Raw genomic sequence first — 16637 nt, 5'->3', positions numbered from 1 at the left:
GTGTCGGGTCGGTCAGGGGCGGGTGGCGGAGAGCTGCCACAGCACCCCGATCAGGGCGTTGGTGCTGGTGGTCTCCGTGGCCGGATCGACGTTGGCGAGGTCGTCGCACGCCTCGTGGATGCAGTCCGAGATACCGGTGCTGAAGCCGGAGGACGGGATGCCGGCGTTGCCGAACGACTCGTTGTCCGACCCGCCGACGCCGATGTCGAAGGTGGCGAGCCCGCGGGCGGCGAACCACGAGTCGAAGGCGCGCCCGGCGGCCGCGTCGGCCCCCGGTCCGTCCTCGACCACCAGCCACTGCTGGGTGTTCCTGCTGCCCGCCTGGTCGAAGTTGAGGTAGAGGTCGATCGCCTTGCGGTCGCCGGCGGACAGGTCCTTGACGTAGCCGGCGGAGCCGAACAGCCCGGCCTCCTCCGCCCCCCACCAGGCGAACCGCAGGTGCCGCGCGGGCTTGAGCCGGGCGTTGGCGACCTGGAGCGCGGTGGTCAGGACGGCGGCCGAGCCGGAGCCGTTGTCGTTGATGCCCGGGCCCTGTTCGACGCTGTCCAGGTGGGCGCCGGTGAGCAGCACGTGGTTCGGGTCGCCGCCCGGCCAGTCGGCGATCAGGTTGTAGCCGGCCCGGCCGTCGTGCTCGAAGCGGTGGAGCTGGGTGCGGAAGCCGGCCCGGTCCAGCGCGTTCCGCACGTACGCCACCGAATCCGTGTACCCCCGGGTGCCGTGCGCGCGGTTGCCGCCGTTGCGGTCGGCGATCCGCTGCAGGGCGCTCAGGTGCGGCATCACGTCCTGCTCCGAGACGGTCGGGGCGGCCGTGGCGCGCACCGCCTCGGCGGGTGCGGCCGCGGCGACCGCGGACAGGGCCACGGCCACGCCGAGCAGCCGGACGGAGAGGGGCGACGGGGGGAGGGAGGACTTCACGCGGAGGCCTTTCGGAGTGGTACTGGGACGCGTCCCGGCGGACTCCGCCACACTGGCCGGTCGGTGTCAGGAAGTTGTCAGGAACCGGTTGGGATGTGGTGGCGAACCACCCCGGGTCGAGACCGGGATTGACAGGTCGTCAGGGGCCGGGGCTTTCGGCGCGTTTTACGATCATCGGCATGTGTGCACATGTCGTCGTCGCCGAGGACGATCCCAAACAGGCCGACCTCGTCCGCCTGTACCTGGAACGCGAGGGGCACCAGGTCGTCGTCGTCCACGACGGCCGGGCCGCACTGCGCGAGGCCCGCCTCGGCCGGGCCCGACTCCTCGTCCTGGACGTGATGATGCCCGTCCTGGACGGCCTCGACGTCTGCCGGGCCCTGCGCGCCGAGTCCGCCCTGCCGGTGCTGATGCTGACCGCCCGCAGCGCGGAGGACGACCTGCTGCTCGGCCTCGACCTCGGCGCCGACGACTACCTCACCAAGCCCTACAGCCCCAGGGAGCTCGTCGCCCGGGTCCGTGCCCTGCTGCGCCGCGGCGCGCCCGCGGCCCCGCCCCGGGACGCCGCGACGCCGCCGGGCGCCCTGAGCGTCGGGCCGCTGACCGTCGACTCGCTGCGCCACGAAGTCACCACCCACGGACAGCCCGTCAACTGCACGCCCGGCGAGTTCCGGCTGCTGGAGGTGCTGGCCGCCCAGCCGGGCCGGGTCTTCACCCGGGCCCAACTGCTGGAACACCTGCACGGCATCGACCGGTACACCACCGCCCGCACCGTCGACACCCACGTGATGAACCTGCGCCGCAAGATCGAACCCCACCCGCGCCGCCCCGCCGTCCTCCTGACGGTCTACGGCATCGGCTACAAGCTCGCGGAGGTGCCGCGCGTTGCCCCGTGACACCCCGCTGCGCCGCAGCCTGACGGCCCGACTGCTCGCGCTCTCCGCGCTGGTGTCGCTCTGCTCCATCGCGGCGACGGCCTGGCTGGCCGCCCGCACCACCACCGGCGCGATCAAACAGGAGCAGACCCAGGCCATCGCGGACCAGGCCCGGATCTACCGGCAACTGCTCGGCTACGCCGCGACCCACCCCGACTGGAACGACGCCGAGGACACCGTGCGGCGGCTCGCGGCCGCCACCGGGCAGCGCATCGTCCTCGCCACCCCGCGCTTCGAACCGGTCATCGACTCCGCGGCCCCGGCGCCCGGCCCCGCCGGACCCGGTACGGCACCGCCCCGGAGCCCCGGGGCCGAACGCGCGGCGCTGCCCCGCACGCCCACCACCACCGTCGACCCGCTGTCCGTCGACCTCGCCATGCTGCCCGACGCCCCCGGCGACCGGATCGACGCCCGCGCGGTCGGCCCGTTCCGGCTCACCCCGGAGGAGCACGAGGCCCTGCGGAACGGAATGGAGGCGCAGGCCGACTGCCTGCGCTCGGTGCTCGGCATCGAGGCGACCGTCACCGACGACCCCGCCGGACGGCCGCAGCTGCACACCGCCGACGGCGCCGTCCTCGGCCGGCGCTGCGCGACGCCCATGGTGGCGAGCGCCCCCACCCGCACCGACACGGCGGCCCTGGCCGACCTCACCGCCCTGGTCAACGCCTGCCTGGCCCGCCAGGAACGCGGGCCCGTCACCCTGTCGCTCGGGCCGGACGGGGTCCCGGTCGGCGACGCCCGCCAGGACCCGCCGACCTCCGCCTGCCTCACCAACGCCCGCAGGCAGCAGCTCGTCCAGTACGTGGCGCCGCCGATGCTGCTGTTCGTCGGCGCCCCGGCCGACACCGACACCGTCGGCCCGACACCCGTGCTGACCGCCGCTCACCCCGGACGGATCACCGAAGTGTCCGCCGCGGTGCTGCTGGTGACCGTGGCCGTCACGGTGGCGGTCGGACTGCGCCTCTCCAGGCCGCTGCACGCGCTCACCCACGCGGCCCGGCGGATGGCCGACGGGGACCTCTCGGCGCGGGTACGGGTGACCGGCCGCAACGAGATCTCCGGGCTGGCCGTCGCCTTCAACGCCATGGCGGAGCGACGCGGGGAACTGGAGGAGCTGCGCAAGGCCATGGTCGGCGACATCGCGCACGAACTGCGCACCCCGCTGAGCAACATCCGCGGCTGGCTGGAGGCCGTCGAGGACGGGGTCGCCACCGCCGACCGGGCCCTGACCGGCTCCCTGCTCGAAGAGGCCATGCTGCTCCAGCACCTCGTCGACGACCTGCGGGACCTCGCCGCCGCCGACGCCGGTGAACTGTCGCTGTACCGCGAACCCGTCGACATCGACGAGCTGCTGACGCAGGTCGCCAAATCGCACGGGGCACAGGCGCAGGCCTCCGGGGTGACGCTGGCCGTCGGGCCGGCCACCGCCCCGGAGGTCTTCGCAGACCCGGTGCGGCTCCGGCAGGCCCTCGGGAACCTGGTCTCCAACGCCGTCCGCCACACCCCGTCCGGCGGCACCGTCACCCTGCGGGCCCGGGCCGAGAACCACTCCGTGCTCATCGACGTCGCCGACACGGGCAGCGGCATCGCGGCGGCGGACCTGCCGCTGGTGTTCGAACGCTTCTGGCGGGCCGAGAGGTCGCGCAGTCGGCGCAGTGGTGGCAGCGGCCTCGGCCTCGCCATCGTCCGCAAGCTCGCCGAGCTCCACGACGGGGGCGTCGAGGCGGCGAGCACGCCGGGGGCGGGGGCGGTGTTCACGGTCCGGCTGCCGCTGGAGGGAGCGGGAGCAGGGGCGGGGGGAGATCTGCGCCAGCAGTCGGGCTAGCCCCCACGCGTCCTTGGTTGTGCTCTCCCAGGTTTCGCGCCCGTCCTCCATGCTTGTCAGAGGGTCCCCCGTGTGTACAGAATGGAACCGACCGAACGGTCAGTCGGGAGGTGGGTGGTGGAGGCGAGCGCGGAAGCGCAGTCGCGGTTCGAGGCGGTGATCGCCAACGAGCAGCGGGTGGAGCCCCGGGACTGGATGCCCGAGGCGTACCGGGCGACGCTGGTGCGGCAGATCGCGCAGCATGCCCACTCGGAGATCATCGGGATGCAGCCGGAGGGCAACTGGCTGACCCGGGCGCCGTCGTTGCGGCGGAAGGCGATCCTGCTGGCCAAGGCGCAGGACGAGGCCGGTCACGGGCTGTATCTGTATGCGGCGGCGGAGACCCTCGGGGTGGACCGGGCCGAGCTGACCGAGAAGCTGATCGACGGGCGGCAGAAGTACTCGTCGATCTTCAACTATCCGACGCTGACGTTCGCCGACGTCGGCGTGATCGGGTGGCTGGTGGACGGCGCCGCGATCTGCAACCAGGTGCCGCTGTGCCGGTGCAGCTACGGGCCGTACGCGCGGGCGATGGTGCGGATCTGCAAGGAGGAGTCGTTCCACCAGCGGCAGGGCTACGAACTGCTGATGACGCTGATGGCCGGCACGGACGCGCAGCGCCGGATGGTGCAGGACGCGGTGGACCGCTGGTGGTGGCCGTCGCTGATGATGTTCGGTCCGCCGGACGGGGCCTCGCCGAACAGCGAGCGGTCGATGGCGTGGCGGATCAAGCGGCACAGCAACGACGAACTCCGCCAGCGTTTTGTGGACATGACCGTCCCGCAGGCCGAGCACCTCGGGGTCACGCTGCCGGACCCGGCGCTCGCGTGGAACGAGGAGCGCGGCAGCTGGGACTTCGGCGAGCCGGACTGGTCGGAGCTGATGCAGGTGATCAAGGGCCAGGGCCCGTGCAACGCGCAGCGGGTCGACCGGCGGCGCGCCGCCCACGAGGACGGCGCCTGGGTGCGCGAGGCGGCGTCGGCGTACGCGGCCAAGCACGGCCGAGGAAAGGGGAGTGCGGAATGAGCGGGGAACGGGCGTCCTGGCCGCTGTACGAGGTGTTCGTGCGGCCCCGGCGCGGTCTGAACCACGTGCACGTGGGGTCGCTGCACGCGGCCGACGACCGGATGGCGCTGCTCGCGGCGCGGGACCTGTACACCCGGCGCAACGAGGGGGTGAGCCTGTGGGTGGTCCGCTCGGACGCGATCACCGCGTCCAGCCCGGACGAGCAGGACCCGTTCTTCGCGCCGAGTGGGGACAAGGTGTACCGGCACCCCACGTTCTATCCGATCCCCGAGGACGTCCCGCACATCTGACGTTCCGTCAATCATTGAGCAGGGAAGGCGACATGACCGACGACCACGTGTACCTCTCACTGGCCGACGCCGCGGGTGAGCCGGACGGCGAGGCGCGCTGGGCCTACGGCACGGGGTTCGCCGATCCGCTGCTGGGCGTGGACGCCGCGCCGCCGCCGGGCATCGACCCGGCGGACCTCGCGGCGTACTGCCTGATGCTGGGCGACGACGCACTGGTGCTGTCCCAGCGGCTGATCCAATGGGTCACCCGGGCACCGGAGTTGGAGGAGGAGGTGGCGCTCGCCAACCTCGGCCTCGACCTGCTCGGGCAGGCCCGTCGGCTGCTCACCCGGGCCGGCCAGCTCGACGGCACCGGCCGCAACGAGGACGAACTCGCCTACTGGCGCGAGGACTTCGAGTACCGCAACGTGCGCCTGGTGGAGCTGGAGAACGGCGACTTCGCGCAGTGCGTGGCCCGGCTGCTGCTGTTCGCCACCGCCCGCGAGGAGCTGTACCGCCGCCTGGCCGACCACGCCGACCCGGTGCTGGCCGCCGTCGCGGCGCTCGGCGTCAAGGAGTTGGCGTACCACCGGGAGTACGCGCAGTCCTGGACGCTGCGGCTCGGCGACGGCACCGCCCACTCGCGGGAGCGGATGCAGGCCGCGCTGGACGCGCTGTGGCCCTGGCTGGACGAGCTGTTCACCCCGCACGAGGTCGAACTGCGGCTCGGCGTCGACCCGTTGGACCTGCGCGAACCCGTACTGGCAAGCCTGGCGAAGGTGTTGGAAGAGGCCACGCTGAGCCTGCCGGAGGCCGCGCCGCGGGCCTACGTGAACGGCCGGGCCGGGCGGCACGGCGTGCACACCGAGGCGCTCGGCCCGCTGCTGGCGGAGCTCCAGGTGGTGGCCAGGGCGCACCCGGGGGCGACATGGTGACCACCGTCGAACGGGCCCGGGAGGTCGCGGCCGCGGTGCCCGACCCCGAACTGCCCATGCTCACGCTGGCCGACCTCGGCATCCTCGCCGACGTCGAGGAGCACGACGGCGCCGTCACCGCCTGGATCACGCCCACCTACTCCGGCTGCCCCGCGGTCGCCGAGATGGCCGGCGACGTGGCCCGGCGGCTGCGCGCGGCCGGCTTCGACCAGGTCGAGGTCCGGCTGCGGATCGACCCGCCGTGGTCCAGCGACCGGATCAGCGCGGAGGGCCGCCGGAAGCTGGCCGAGGCGGGCATCGCCCCGCCGGTCCTCGGGGCCCGGCCCGCGGCGGGCCTGCTGACGCTCGGCCCGACCCGGCTGGCCGTGACCTGCCCGCAGTGCGGCTCCACCGACACCGAGGAACTGTCCCGGTTCGGCTCCACCGCCTGCAAGTCGCTGTGGCGGTGCCGCAGTTGCCGCGAACCCTTCGACCGGATCAAGGAGATCTGATGGCCGCCCGCCGCCCGCAGTTCCACCCGCTGCCGATCGGCAACCTGGAACGGCTCTGCGAGGACGCCGTCGCGGTGACCTTCGACGTACCGCCCGCGCTGGCCGAGGAGTTCACCTTCAAGCCCGGGCAGGTGCTGACGCTGCGCCGGATCGTCGACGGCGTGGACGAGCGCCGCTCGTACTCGCTGTGCTCGCCGGTCGGCGGGCCGCTGCGGATCGCCGTCCGCGAGGTGCCCGGCGGGCTGTTCTCGCACTGGCTGGTCGACGAGGCCGCGGTCGGCGAGACGGTCGAAGTGCTGCCCCCCAGTGGGGCGTTCACCGCCGACCCGGCCGATCCCGGCGAGCACGTGCTGATCGCGGCGGGCTCCGGCATCACCCCGATGCTGTCCATCGCGGGCTCCGTGCTGGCCGGCCACCCCGACTCACGGGTCACCCTGCTCTACGGCAACCGGCGCAGCGACACGGTGATGTTCGCCGACGAGCTGGCCGACCTGAAGGACTGTCACCTGGACCGCTTCCAGCTGGTGCACGTGCTGTCCCGGGAGAGCCGGGACGCCGAACTGCTCAGCGGCCGCCTCGACGCCGACCGGGTCAAGGCGCTGCTGGAGGCGCTGGTGGACGTCCCCGCGGTCGACCACTGGTGGCTGTGCGGGCCGTTCGGCCTGGTGGCGGACGCCAAGGACCTGTTGGCCGAACTCGGCGTCCCCGCCGGGCGGGTGCACCAGGAGCTGTTCCACGCCGAGGACGAGCGGGCCGAGGAGCGGCACCTGGAACCCGTCCCCGACGCCGCCGCCAGCGAGGTCACCCTCGTCCTCGACGGCCGCTCCAGCACCCTCGCCCTGCCGCGCGACCGCTCCATCCTGGACGGCGCCCAACGCGCCCGCCCGGACCTGCCGTTCGCCTGCAAGGGCGGCGTCTGCGGCACCTGCCGGGCGCTGCTCTGCGAGGGCAAGGTCGAGATGCGCCGCAACTTCGCGCTGGAGGAGTCCGAACTGGCCGCCGGCTACGTGCTCACCTGCCAGGCCCGCCCGGTCTCCGACCAGGTCACCGTGGACTACGACCGGTAACTGTCCGTCAGACGGCAGCGGGTTCGGCGGCCCTCCGGTCGTGCAGCAGGCGGACGACCTCGTTCACCGCTGCGCGGCCGGCCCGGTTGGCGCCCACCGTGGACGCCGAAGGCCCGTAGCCGAGCAGGTGGATGCGCGGGTCGTCGGTGACGCGCGTGCCGGTCATCCGGATGCCGCCGCCGGAGCCGCGCAGCGCGAGCGGCGCCAGGTGGGTCAGCTCGGCGCGGAAGCCCGTCGCCCAGATGATCGCGTCGACCGGCAACTCCTGGTCGCCCCAGGCGACTCCGTGCTCGGTGAGGCGGTCGAACATCGGGCGGCGGTTCAGCACGCCCAGCTCCTCGGCCCGGCGATAGGCGACGCTCGGGCCGAGGCCGGTGACCGAGACCACGCTGCGCACCGGCAGGCCGGCCCGCACCCGCTCCTCCACCTTGGCGACCACCTCGCGGCCGAACTCCGGGGTGAACGGCCCCTGGTGGACCATCGGCGGGGTGCGCGTCACCCACCCGGTCTCCGCGACGGCGCCCACCTCGGACAGCACCTGGATCGCCGAGGCCCCGCCGCCGACCACCAGCACGCGCCGGCCGGCGAACTCCGCCGGGCCGCGGTAGTCCGCGTAGTGCAGCTGGCGGCCCGCGAAGTGCCCCGGGTAGCGCGGCAGGAACGGCCGCGTCCAGGTGCCGGTGGCGTTCAGCAGCGCCCGGGTGACCCAACTGCCGGAGTCGGTCTCCACCAGCAGCCGCCCGTCCGGCCGGTCGCGCACCGCCAGGACCTTGACCGGGCGCACCACCGGCAGGGCGTGCTGGGCCTCGTACGCGGCGAAGTACCCCGGCACGGCGACCCGGGCCGGGGTGGCCGGATCGGTGGCGGGCAGCTCGAAGTCCGGCAGGTCGTGGAAGCCGTGCACGGTGGCCATGGTCAGCGACGGGGAGCGGTGCGCCCAGGCCCCGCCCGGCGCGTCGTCCGCGTCCAGCACCACGAAGCCGGTGTGCGGGGCGAAGCCGCGACGGTACAGGTGGTAGGCGGCGGACAGGCCGGCCTGGCCCGCGCCGATCACCAGCGCGTCCACCTCGCGGGGTTCGACGGCGGCGGGCTCGATCGTTGCACCTTGAACAGTCACGACCGTGAAACATCGCCCCGCGGGCGGGTGTTCCCGTTCCCGCCGCCGGGCAGCAGGCGGAGCGCGGCGGCGGCCAGCGCCTCCGGGCCGTCCGGGCGCAGGTCCAGGAACAGCCGGGGCTCGGTGAGCTCCAGCTCGATCAGCACCGGCGAGCCGTCCGGCAGGCGCACCAGGTCGACCCGGGCGTAGAGCAGCTCCGCGCGCTCCGGGACGGCCGCCAGCACCTGCTCGGCGAGGGCGAGTTGGTCGTCGGCGGGCTCGCGGGCGACGTCGGCGAAGCCGCCGCCGAGCATCGGGCCGCGGCGCACCGCGTGGCTGAACCCGCCGCCCAGGTACAGCAGGGAGGTCTCGCCCTCGTCCTCGACCATCGGCAGGTAGGGCTGCACCATCGCGGTCCGGCCGGCCGCGGTGAGTGCGGCGACCTGTGCGAGCGCCTCGGCGCGGTCGGTGGTGCGCACCGTGTCCCGGGCGCCGGAGGAGACGGTGGGCTTCACCACCAGCTCCGGCCAGTCGGCGCCGGTGAGTTCCTCGCCCGGGGCCACCCAGGCGGTGGGGACGATCGGGACTCCGGCCTCGGCCAGGTCGCGCAGGTAGGTCTTGTCGGTGTTCTGCTCCAGCACCGGCACCGGGTTGGCCACCCGGGTCAGCGCGGCCGTCCGGCGGGCCCAGGCGAGGAAGGCGTCGCGCTGCACGATGTAGTCCCAGACGCTGCGGATCAGCACCAGGTCGAAGCCGCTCCAGTCGACGGCCGGGTCGTCCCAGAGCACCGCCTCCGCGCGCACCCCGGCGCGGGCGAACGCGGCCAGCACGGGGAGCATCTCGACGTCCTCGATGCCCCGGCAGGTGGCGTACGCGACCCGCGGGCCGGGCGTGGGCGGGACGGGGTGCGGAGAGGTGCTCACGGGTGCTCCAAGCAGTGCGCGGGACGGTCCGGCAGCGAGGCTCTTACGCACCCGTGAGCAGTGTCAACCGCATTACTGACTGTCAGACAATATGGCTGCTTTGTGTTCGAAGCCGGTCGTCGTCGGCTGTCGTCGGTCGCCGTCGGTCGCCGCCGGTCGCCGTCGGGTCGTCGCCGTTCGTCAGCCGAGCGGGACGATGACCGCCGCGGTGCCGTACGCGCACACCTCGGTGCCGACGTCGGCAGCCTCCGTGACATCGAAGCGCATCATCAGAACGGCGTTGCCGCCGCGCGCCTTGGTCTGCTCGACCAGCCGCTCCATCGCCTGGTTCCGGGTCTCCACGAGCGTCTTGGTGAGACCCTTCAACTCGCCGCCCATCAGCGACTTCAGACCCGCGCCGATCTGCGAGCCGAGGTGACGGGAGCGCACCGTGAGGCCGAACACCTCGCCGATCACCCGCTCCACCCGGTACCCGGGCACGTCGTTCGTCGTGACCACCAGCACGCCGCCGGACGGGTCCTGCCCGCCGCCGAAATCGTTCAGTTCACTCATGACTCCACCTTCCGCTACGCTCCGGTGCCGACGCCAGCATGGCACACCGGGAAAGCGCTTTCCGAGCCACCTCGACCGGCCGCTCCGGCACCGGATCGGGAGAGCCGATGGACACCGGACCCCCAGGTTTGTCAACCTTGGGGCATGGGCGAGCGAAGCGATCATCCACACGGGCCTGGCGCGGCGGAGGACTCCGGCGCGCAGGAGATCGAGGCCACCGTGGTGCTGGGCATCCGGATCACCGACTGGCCGGCCCTGCGGGCCGCGGCACAGGCGGCCGTCGAAGACCTCGACTTCGCCGGGATCGACCCCGAGGGCCAGCGCGGCCAACTGCTGCGGGAAGTCTCCGAAGACCCAAACGCGGCCCTCGGCGCGCTGCTCCACCCCGACCGGCTGGTCGCCGCCATCCCCGGCATCGAAGCCCTCGGCGGCACCCTGGAGATCAGCGTCACCGACGACTTCGCCCCCGACTTCGCCGAACTGTTCCCGCTCGACGACGACAGCGACACCGGCGACTGGACCCTCACCCCGCGCACCGCGTGCCTGCTGCACACCCAGCTGATCAGCCTCTCCGACGCCGCCTACGAAGACCTCGACGAACACGGCAACGACCCCGTCACCGTCGCCGACGAAGCCGACTGGACCGTCTTCGGCCGCCTCCAGCAGCGCACCTGGAACCTGCACCGCGGCTGGCGACGCGCCTTCGCCCGGGCCTTCGACGACCTCGCCGACGACATCGCGCTCGGCGAATGGCCGCTGCCCCGCAGCCTCGCGGAGGACGTTGCGCTGCGCCTCGCGCTCGCCGACGCCCGCTCCCTGCTCGGCTCCCAACCGGAGTCGGTGGCCGACATGATGGGCGACCTGCCCGCCGACCTGTACGACTACGACTGGGACGGCTGCACCGACGAACTCTTCGGCGTCTACGGCCCCGAGGAGACCGAGGAGGACCTGGACGCCGGGCAGCGGATCGACCAACTCCTCGCCGCCACCCACCCCGAGGGCTGGTTCCTCGGCTACCAGGACGCCGAGGAACGCGACCCCGGACGGGGCTACCGGCGCTGAACTGGCATGCTGGAGGGGTGAGCTCACCCAACGACGTGCCCGAACTCCCCTCGCCCGCTTCCGCCGCACTGCCCGCGGTCGGCGGGCACGCCGAGGATCGGGACTCCCACGAGCAGTACGTGCTGCCGCTGGTGGTCCGGCTGGAGAAGGCCGAACCGCCGGGCCGGACGGACGCGCTGGAGACCTCGGCGCGGGCCGTGCTCACCCTGCTGTCCGACCCGCGGGTCACCGCCGGCGACGGCGAGTGGGCGGAGCGGGTCAAGGCCTGGGAGGACGCCCGGATCCGCAAGGTGGTGCGGCGGGCCCGCGGCGGCGAGTGGCGCAAGGCGGGCGAGCTGCCCGGCATCACCGTCACCGGCGGGAGCGCCGAGGTGCGGGTCTTCCCGCCGATCCCGCTGGACGGCTGGCCCAAGGAGCTCGCCAAGCTCCAGGTCTCCGGCACCGAACTCGACGACCCCGCCGAGCCCGGCCCCGCACCTGAAGGCGTCCCCGTGCTGTGGCTCAACCCCGAACTGGAGATGAGCGCCGGCAAGACCATGGCGCAGACCGGCCACGCCGCCCAGCTCGCCTGGTGGGAGCTGGACGACGCGCAGCGCAAGGAGTGGGCGGAAAGCGGTTTCCCACTGGCCGTCAGAACCGCCTCCGCCACCGACTGGCCCGCCCTGACCGACGGCCGCCTGCCGGTGGTCCGCGACGCCGGCTTCACCGAGATCGCCCCCGGCAGCTGCACCGTCGTCGCCGACCACCCGGCCCTGCGCGGACGCTGACCCCGCGCCTTCGGCGTTCGCGATGCGCCGCCCTGCTGGGCCTGCACCGCTCCCGAAGCCGCCCCTGCGGACGGCGCGAACTACCGGTCCGCACCGATCCTGCGGCCCACCAGGCCCAGCCGCTCCAGATCCGAATCCGGCTCCCAGCACACCGCAAGGTCCGAACTGCCGTCCGCCACCCGCGCGTCCACCTGCACCGCCACCGCCACCACCCGCTGACAGGTGGGACGGCGCAGCACCCTGAGTCTGACGTTCACTCAGACCGATCGGCCGTCCGCAATCGGGGAATCAAGGCCGGTCCGGCCCGGCGCCCAGTGTGTCAGGCGTGTTGGGGCCAGCGGTGGTGGTTGTGGTCGATGACGTAGTGGTGGTCGTGGCCCCAGGCTCCGGTGTCGCCGTCGAGGGGGTGGGCGTCGGTGAGGTGGGGGTGGTCGGCGGGGAGGTCGATGTGGGTGTGGGGGAGGGTGTCGGGGTCGTGGCGGGGCCACAGGGCGCCGGCTGCGAGGGCGGCGGTGAGGGAGATCGCGCCGAGGGTGAGGGCGGTGGCGGGGAGTCCGGCGCCGGCGGCGAGCCAGCCGGCGAGGGGGTAGGTGAGCAGCCAGCAGGAGTGGGAGAGGGAGAACTGGGCGGCGAACGCGGCGGGGAGGTCGGCGTCGGTGGCGGAGCGGCGGACGACGCGGCCGCCGGGGGTGAGGACGGCGGCACCGGCGGCGCCGATCAGGGCCCAGGCGGCCAGGAGGGCGACCCAGGTCGCGGTGCCGGGTGCGGCGGCGGTGATCGCGGCGGTGGCGGCGAGGATCGCGGGCAGGGCGAGGGCGGCGGGCAGCATGACGGCGCGGTCGCTGACCCGGGCCAGGAGGCGGGGCAGGAGGAGGGCGGCGAGCATGGAGCCCGCTCCGTAGGCGCCGAGCGCGAGGGACACGGCTCCGGCGGGGCGCCGGAAGTGCTCACGGACCACGATGACGGTGTTGACGAAGACGACGGCTCCGGCGGCGGCGACCGCGAGGTCGAGGGCGAGCAGGGCCCGGAGGCGTGGGGTGGCCCGGAACAGGCGGGAGCCGAACAGCGCGTTCCGGTGGATCCCGCCGGTGCGCTCCCGGACGGGCGCCTTGGGCAGGGCGGCGGAGACGACGAGGGCGGCGGAGGCGAGGAAGCCGACCGTGGTGCCGGTGAACAGCCAGTTGTAGGAGACCACCGTGAGCAGGGTCGCGGCGAGCGCGGGGCTGAACAGGGACTCCAGATCGTAGGCGAGGCGGGACATGGACAAGGCGTTGGTGTAGTCGCGCTCGGCGGGCAGCACCTGCGGGACGGTGGCCTGGAAGGTCGGGGTGAACGCGGCGGAGGCGGCCTGGAGCAGGAAGACCATCAGGTAGATCTGCCAGACCTGGGTGACGAACGGCAGGCCGAGCGCGACGCCGGCGCGGGTGAGGTCCATCGCCACCATCAGCGCCCTGCGCGGTGTGCGGCCGGCGAGCGCGCCGGCGATCGGGGCGATGGCGACGTAGGCGACCATCTTGATCGCCAGTGCGGTGCCGAGAACCGCGCCCGCGTTCGCCCCGGCGATGTCGTAGGCGAGCAGCGAGAGGGCGACGGTGGCCAGGCCGGTGCCGACCAGGGCGACGACCTGGGCGGTGAACAGGTGGCGGTAGGTGCGGTTGCGCAGCACGGAAAGCATGGCCCGTCCCCGGATCCGAGGTCCCTCGACCGTGCCATCGTAAGCAATATGTGCGCATGAATGCACGCGTTTGAATCGAGGATGTGCCCGGACCCCGGCGTGGGCGAGTCAGTCGTGCGGGGGAAGGGCGGCGATCTGGTGGTCGGCGACGTTCAGGGCTTCGTCGACCAGACGGCGCAGGTGGCCGTGGCGCAGGGAGTAGACGACGTGGCGGCCGTCCTTGCGGGTGGCGACCAGGCCGGCCAGGCGGAGTTTGGCCAGGTGCTGGCTGACGGAGGGGCGGGCGGCGCCGGTGGCCTCGACCAGGGTGGTGACGTCGGCCTCGCCCCGGCCCAGGCGTTCCAGGAGGGCCAGGCGGGTGCGGTCCGCGAGCAGGGCGAGGACGGAGGCGGCGACGTCGAGCCGTTCGCCACCGGTGTGCCGATGCGAGTGGAGTGCATCTGCGACCTGTGCGCGGTTGTCCATCCGCTCATCGTAGAGCCCCTTCAGGGATGCGCGGGTGCGCACACGTGAGGGGCGATGGCGGGCGGAACCATCGCCGCAGCCCGTGAGGTGGCGAGCGGTGAGGGCGGGCGAACCGGACGCCGATGAGCGGTGGTCGAGTCTGCCGGGCAGATGGCTTCGAGCACGGGGACCGGGGTGAGACCCGTCGGCCGGCAGAGTCACGTTCTCGCGCTCGATGTGTCCCCTGATCCCGGTGCGCCGTTCTCCGTCGACAGGCTGGTAGGGATCGCGCTCGGCGCTTCCGGCAGGTCGGCGCAAGCGCCGGCCTGCCGGAAGTCCGGTCACCGGATCGAGACGGTCGCGTCGGCATGGGCATCGGTGCGGTGTCGGCTCGGCGTACTGGAACGCTGTCTCGGTGACAGGGCGGTTGGTTCAGCCGTGGTTGGGGCGGTGGATGAGGAACTCGGGCCCGTACACGTGTGCGCTGTCACCCGGTAGGGGCTTGACCATCAACGCCTGCGCAGCCGTTTTCAGCGTGAACATCACGCCGATCGACTGGCTCAGCGCGGAGGAGTCCCCGTCCCGCCAGGCCGTCTCCAGGAAGTCGAGCATCTTGGTGTACTGGTCGTTGAACGCGGTGAGCAGATCCGACACCTCGCCCGAGGGGTTGGGCCAGGCCCCCGCCGTGAGCCTGCCCATGGGGAACGTCTCGGGGAAGGGAACCGGATCTCCGACCCAGTCGTACGGTGTGGGGCCGGAGGGCGTGGGCACCAGCCGGTGTCCCTTCCAGATCTCACCGAAGCCGTAGTAGTGGGCCAGCTTTCCGCCGGCGGTGGGGTCGTCGGGCAGGTGGCTGGTGCCCTCTCCCTGCTCCTTGATCACATCGATCGCCTTTGTGATCTGGTCGACCGAGGTGAACTTCTCCAGTGTGTTCCTGCCGATCTGCGCCTCCATCTGAGGGCCCGACCCGATGGGCGGTTTGACGTTGTCGAAGGCGTCCCGCACCGCGTCGTAGAACGCGCCGATCGTGACCCACTCCTCCTGCATGCGCGCGAGCGGGTTCTCGGGCATCTCGATCTCCATGAAGACCTCCCGGACGTACGTCTGGGTCAGCCCCTGGAGGTACACATCGACCGTCGGCCGCACATTGCCTGGCAGCTTGCCCGGATACGTCGGGGCCGCGGCGAGGATGTGCGGTGTCCCGCCGATCGCCGACAGCATGTTGCACACCATCCCCATGTGGTACATCTCGTCGTGGACGACGCTCTTGATCACCGCCTCGGCGTCGGAGCCCACGGTCTTGATGGACCACATGCCACACAGGTAGGGCGGCAGGGTCGACAACTCCAGCGCGATGGCGGACTGCAGACTGTCCTTGATCCACTTCAGGTCGTGATCGACCGCTGGGATCTTCATGAGTTCGGCGATCGGCGCCGGCTTGGTGGCGGAAGTGGTCACGGTGGTTCCCGTTCGGTCGATGGGAGCGGCGGGCAGGCACGGCCGACACGACCGGAGTCCGAGAAGGAGCTCCGGCCGATCACGACTGTTCAGTGCGAATCCCCGCGCCGCTGAGTGCGCATTCGATCGTTCCCGGGGCGGATCGTGACAAAAGCGGACGGGTGGGTGAAGACTCCTTCGGCGTACTCGCCCTCCGGGGCCGTGCGCGGACCCGCGGCGGCGTAGCGCGCCCGGAGCGGACACGGCCGAGCCGGGACCGGAGTTGCAGGCACTGGCGGCCCCGGTCCGTGGTCGACGTCGGGTCGACCTGGACCCCTGCCGCGCCGGAACGGACGCCCGCGGGCGGGCTGCCGGAACAGCGTGGCCTCAGGTGTCGAGCTCGCGGGTGATCTTCGAACGGGCGGGGGCCCAGGTGCTGCCCGGCAGGAAGCCCGTCTCGCCGACGTGGTCAAGCTGCATCGCGACGTAGTGTGCCGAAGCGTCGCAGTCGTCGTCCGCCTCGTCGAAGAAGGTGATGCTGCCGGGGTCCGGGTGGAGGTCCCAGTCCGGGTTGTGGTCCGACTTCTCCGGGACGACCCGCCCCTGGACATGAACCTTCGACGTCTCGATCCCCGCCAGGATGTCCCGGGCCTGCCCGATCAGCTTCTCGTCGTCGAGTCGGAACACGAACTCGTCGTCGTTCGGGGCTGCTTCGAGACCGAAGCGTGCGGTCGCCATCGGGTGCCCCTCCGAGAGTTTGAATCTGCGGCCGTATTCCGTGTCGACGGCGTCGGGACACCAGCCATGTCCGCACCGATCCGCGGGCTTCGTCGGACGGGCAGGATGTTCCCGGTCCGGTCTGTCCCGGCGGCAGACTGCCGTCGGATCCGGACACTGATGCAGCGGAGGTCCCGGGACCGCTCATCGGCCCGGAACATCACCCGGAAGGAAGCACCGAGAACCGGGGCCGTCGAATCGGGACTGCCGCCGGTCGGCCCGGCGCAGTCACGGGACCGACCGCAACCTCTGGGCGACTCCCGGAAGTGCGGGGTTCAACGCTGCGCGGCGTGCGCCATGCGCCCGGGGCGTGAGCCGAGGCCCATGAGGTAGAGGGGTCGGTTCACCGACTGCACCGGGCCGTAGCCGCGTTGCTCTGGTACCACCGGCAATCGAGTCGGC

18 protein-coding genes are annotated in these 16637 nt (G+C 72.7%); 9 read left to right on the top strand and 9 right to left on the bottom strand.

Features of this window, described 5'->3' with window-relative positions; genetic code table 11:
- Positions 1-12: 12 nt before the first annotated feature.
- On the bottom strand, positions 13-915 hold the full coding sequence (locus ACI1MP_RS06470) for a M28 family peptidase (RefSeq protein ID WP_404867986.1): 903 nt from the start codon (positions 913-915) through the stop codon (positions 13-15).
- 179 nt (positions 916-1094) lie between these two features.
- On the opposite strand from ACI1MP_RS06470, the gene ACI1MP_RS06465 reads away from it, so the two are divergent.
- The 7 genes from ACI1MP_RS06465 (at position 1095) to paaE (ending at position 7502) form a co-directional block, all read left to right on the top strand.
- Positions 1095-1811 carry a response regulator transcription factor gene (locus ACI1MP_RS06465; protein WP_404867985.1) on the top strand — a complete coding sequence of 239 codons (717 nt, stop codon included), beginning with the start codon at positions 1095-1097 and terminating at the stop codon, positions 1809-1811.
- The gene (locus ACI1MP_RS06460; RefSeq protein ID WP_404867984.1) at positions 1801-3675 is read left to right on the top strand and encodes a sensor histidine kinase; all 1875 of its coding nucleotides are present in this window, start codon (positions 1801-1803) and stop codon (positions 3673-3675) included. Before ACI1MP_RS06465 ends, ACI1MP_RS06460 begins: the two co-directional genes overlap by 11 nt.
- 81 nt (positions 3676-3756) lie before the next feature.
- Complete coding sequence (paaA, locus tag ACI1MP_RS06455) at positions 3757-4740, top strand: 1,2-phenylacetyl-CoA epoxidase subunit PaaA (protein WP_043911038.1); 984 nt, start codon at positions 3757-3759, stop codon at positions 4738-4740.
- A complete protein-coding gene (gene paaB / locus ACI1MP_RS06450) occupies positions 4737-5030 on the top strand; it encodes a 1,2-phenylacetyl-CoA epoxidase subunit PaaB (RefSeq protein WP_033257582.1) in 294 nt (97 codons plus the stop codon). The genes paaA and paaB overlap by 4 nt, the downstream gene beginning before the upstream one ends.
- 32 nt (positions 5031-5062) lie before the next feature.
- Entirely contained in the window at positions 5063-5944 is an 882-nt protein-coding gene (paaC, locus tag ACI1MP_RS06445) for a 1,2-phenylacetyl-CoA epoxidase subunit PaaC (protein WP_380332973.1), read from the top strand.
- Positions 5938-6435 (top strand): 1,2-phenylacetyl-CoA epoxidase subunit PaaD, encoded by a 498-nt coding sequence (gene paaD, locus ACI1MP_RS06440; protein WP_380332972.1) that lies wholly within the window; start codon positions 5938-5940, stop codon positions 6433-6435. The genes paaC and paaD overlap by 7 nt, the downstream gene beginning before the upstream one ends.
- Entirely contained in the window at positions 6435-7502 is a 1068-nt protein-coding gene (gene paaE / locus ACI1MP_RS06435; protein ID WP_387999409.1) for a 1,2-phenylacetyl-CoA epoxidase subunit PaaE, read from the top strand. The genes paaD and paaE overlap by 1 nt, the downstream gene beginning before the upstream one ends.
- A gap of 7 nt (positions 7503-7509) precedes the next feature.
- Here paaE and ACI1MP_RS06430 read toward each other — a convergent pair whose 3' ends face one another.
- From ACI1MP_RS06430 to ACI1MP_RS06420, 3 genes are all read right to left on the bottom strand, one after another.
- Positions 7510-8619: an NAD(P)-binding domain-containing protein gene (locus ACI1MP_RS06430; protein WP_404867983.1), complete on the bottom strand. Its 1110-nt coding sequence runs from the start codon at positions 8617-8619 to the stop codon at positions 7510-7512.
- The gene (locus ACI1MP_RS06425) at positions 8616-9521 is read right to left on the bottom strand and encodes a RimK family alpha-L-glutamate ligase (protein WP_100587815.1); all 906 of its coding nucleotides are present in this window, start codon (positions 9519-9521) and stop codon (positions 8616-8618) included. Before ACI1MP_RS06425 ends, ACI1MP_RS06430 begins: the two co-directional genes overlap by 4 nt.
- Positions 9522-9701: 180 nt before the next feature.
- Entirely contained in the window at positions 9702-10073 is a 372-nt protein-coding gene (locus tag ACI1MP_RS06420; protein WP_043911043.1) for a YbjQ family protein, read from the bottom strand.
- A gap of 144 nt (positions 10074-10217) precedes the next feature.
- On the opposite strand from ACI1MP_RS06420, the gene ACI1MP_RS06415 reads away from it, so the two are divergent.
- Positions 10218-11135, top strand: coding sequence for a hypothetical protein (locus tag ACI1MP_RS06415; RefSeq protein ID WP_052509309.1), 918 nt, complete (start codon positions 10218-10220; stop codon positions 11133-11135).
- Between the two features lie 17 nt (positions 11136-11152).
- Entirely contained in the window at positions 11153-11902 is a 750-nt protein-coding gene (locus ACI1MP_RS06410) for an aminoacyl-tRNA hydrolase (protein WP_404867982.1), read from the top strand.
- A gap of 80 nt (positions 11903-11982) precedes the next feature.
- On the opposite strand, the gene ACI1MP_RS06405 is transcribed toward ACI1MP_RS06410, so the two are convergent.
- From ACI1MP_RS06405 to ACI1MP_RS06385, 5 genes are all read right to left on the bottom strand, one after another.
- Complete coding sequence (locus ACI1MP_RS06405) at positions 11983-12159, bottom strand: hypothetical protein (protein WP_404867981.1); 177 nt, start codon at positions 12157-12159, stop codon at positions 11983-11985.
- Positions 12160-12221: 62 nt separating this feature from the next.
- Positions 12222-13577 carry an MFS transporter gene (locus tag ACI1MP_RS06400; RefSeq protein WP_404867980.1) on the bottom strand — a complete coding sequence of 452 codons (1356 nt, stop codon included), beginning with the start codon at positions 13575-13577 and terminating at the stop codon, positions 12222-12224.
- 108 nt (positions 13578-13685) lie between these two features.
- Positions 13686-14042, bottom strand: coding sequence for a helix-turn-helix transcriptional regulator (locus tag ACI1MP_RS06395; protein WP_043911048.1), 357 nt, complete (start codon positions 14040-14042; stop codon positions 13686-13688).
- Between the two features lie 411 nt (positions 14043-14453).
- Positions 14454-15479, bottom strand: coding sequence for a ferritin-like protein (locus ACI1MP_RS06390; protein ID WP_404867979.1), 1026 nt, complete (start codon positions 15477-15479; stop codon positions 14454-14456).
- A 366-nt stretch (positions 15480-15845) separates the two neighbouring features.
- Entirely contained in the window at positions 15846-16196 is a 351-nt protein-coding gene (locus ACI1MP_RS06385; protein ID WP_404867978.1) for a calmodulin, read from the bottom strand.
- Positions 16197-16637: the final 441 nt, after the last annotated feature.

The sequence above is a fragment of the Kitasatospora griseola genome, assembly GCF_044999035.1.
GTDB lineage: Bacteria > Actinomycetota > Actinomycetes > Streptomycetales > Streptomycetaceae > Kitasatospora > Kitasatospora griseola.
This window is presented reverse-complemented; position numbering and strand designations above follow the sequence as displayed.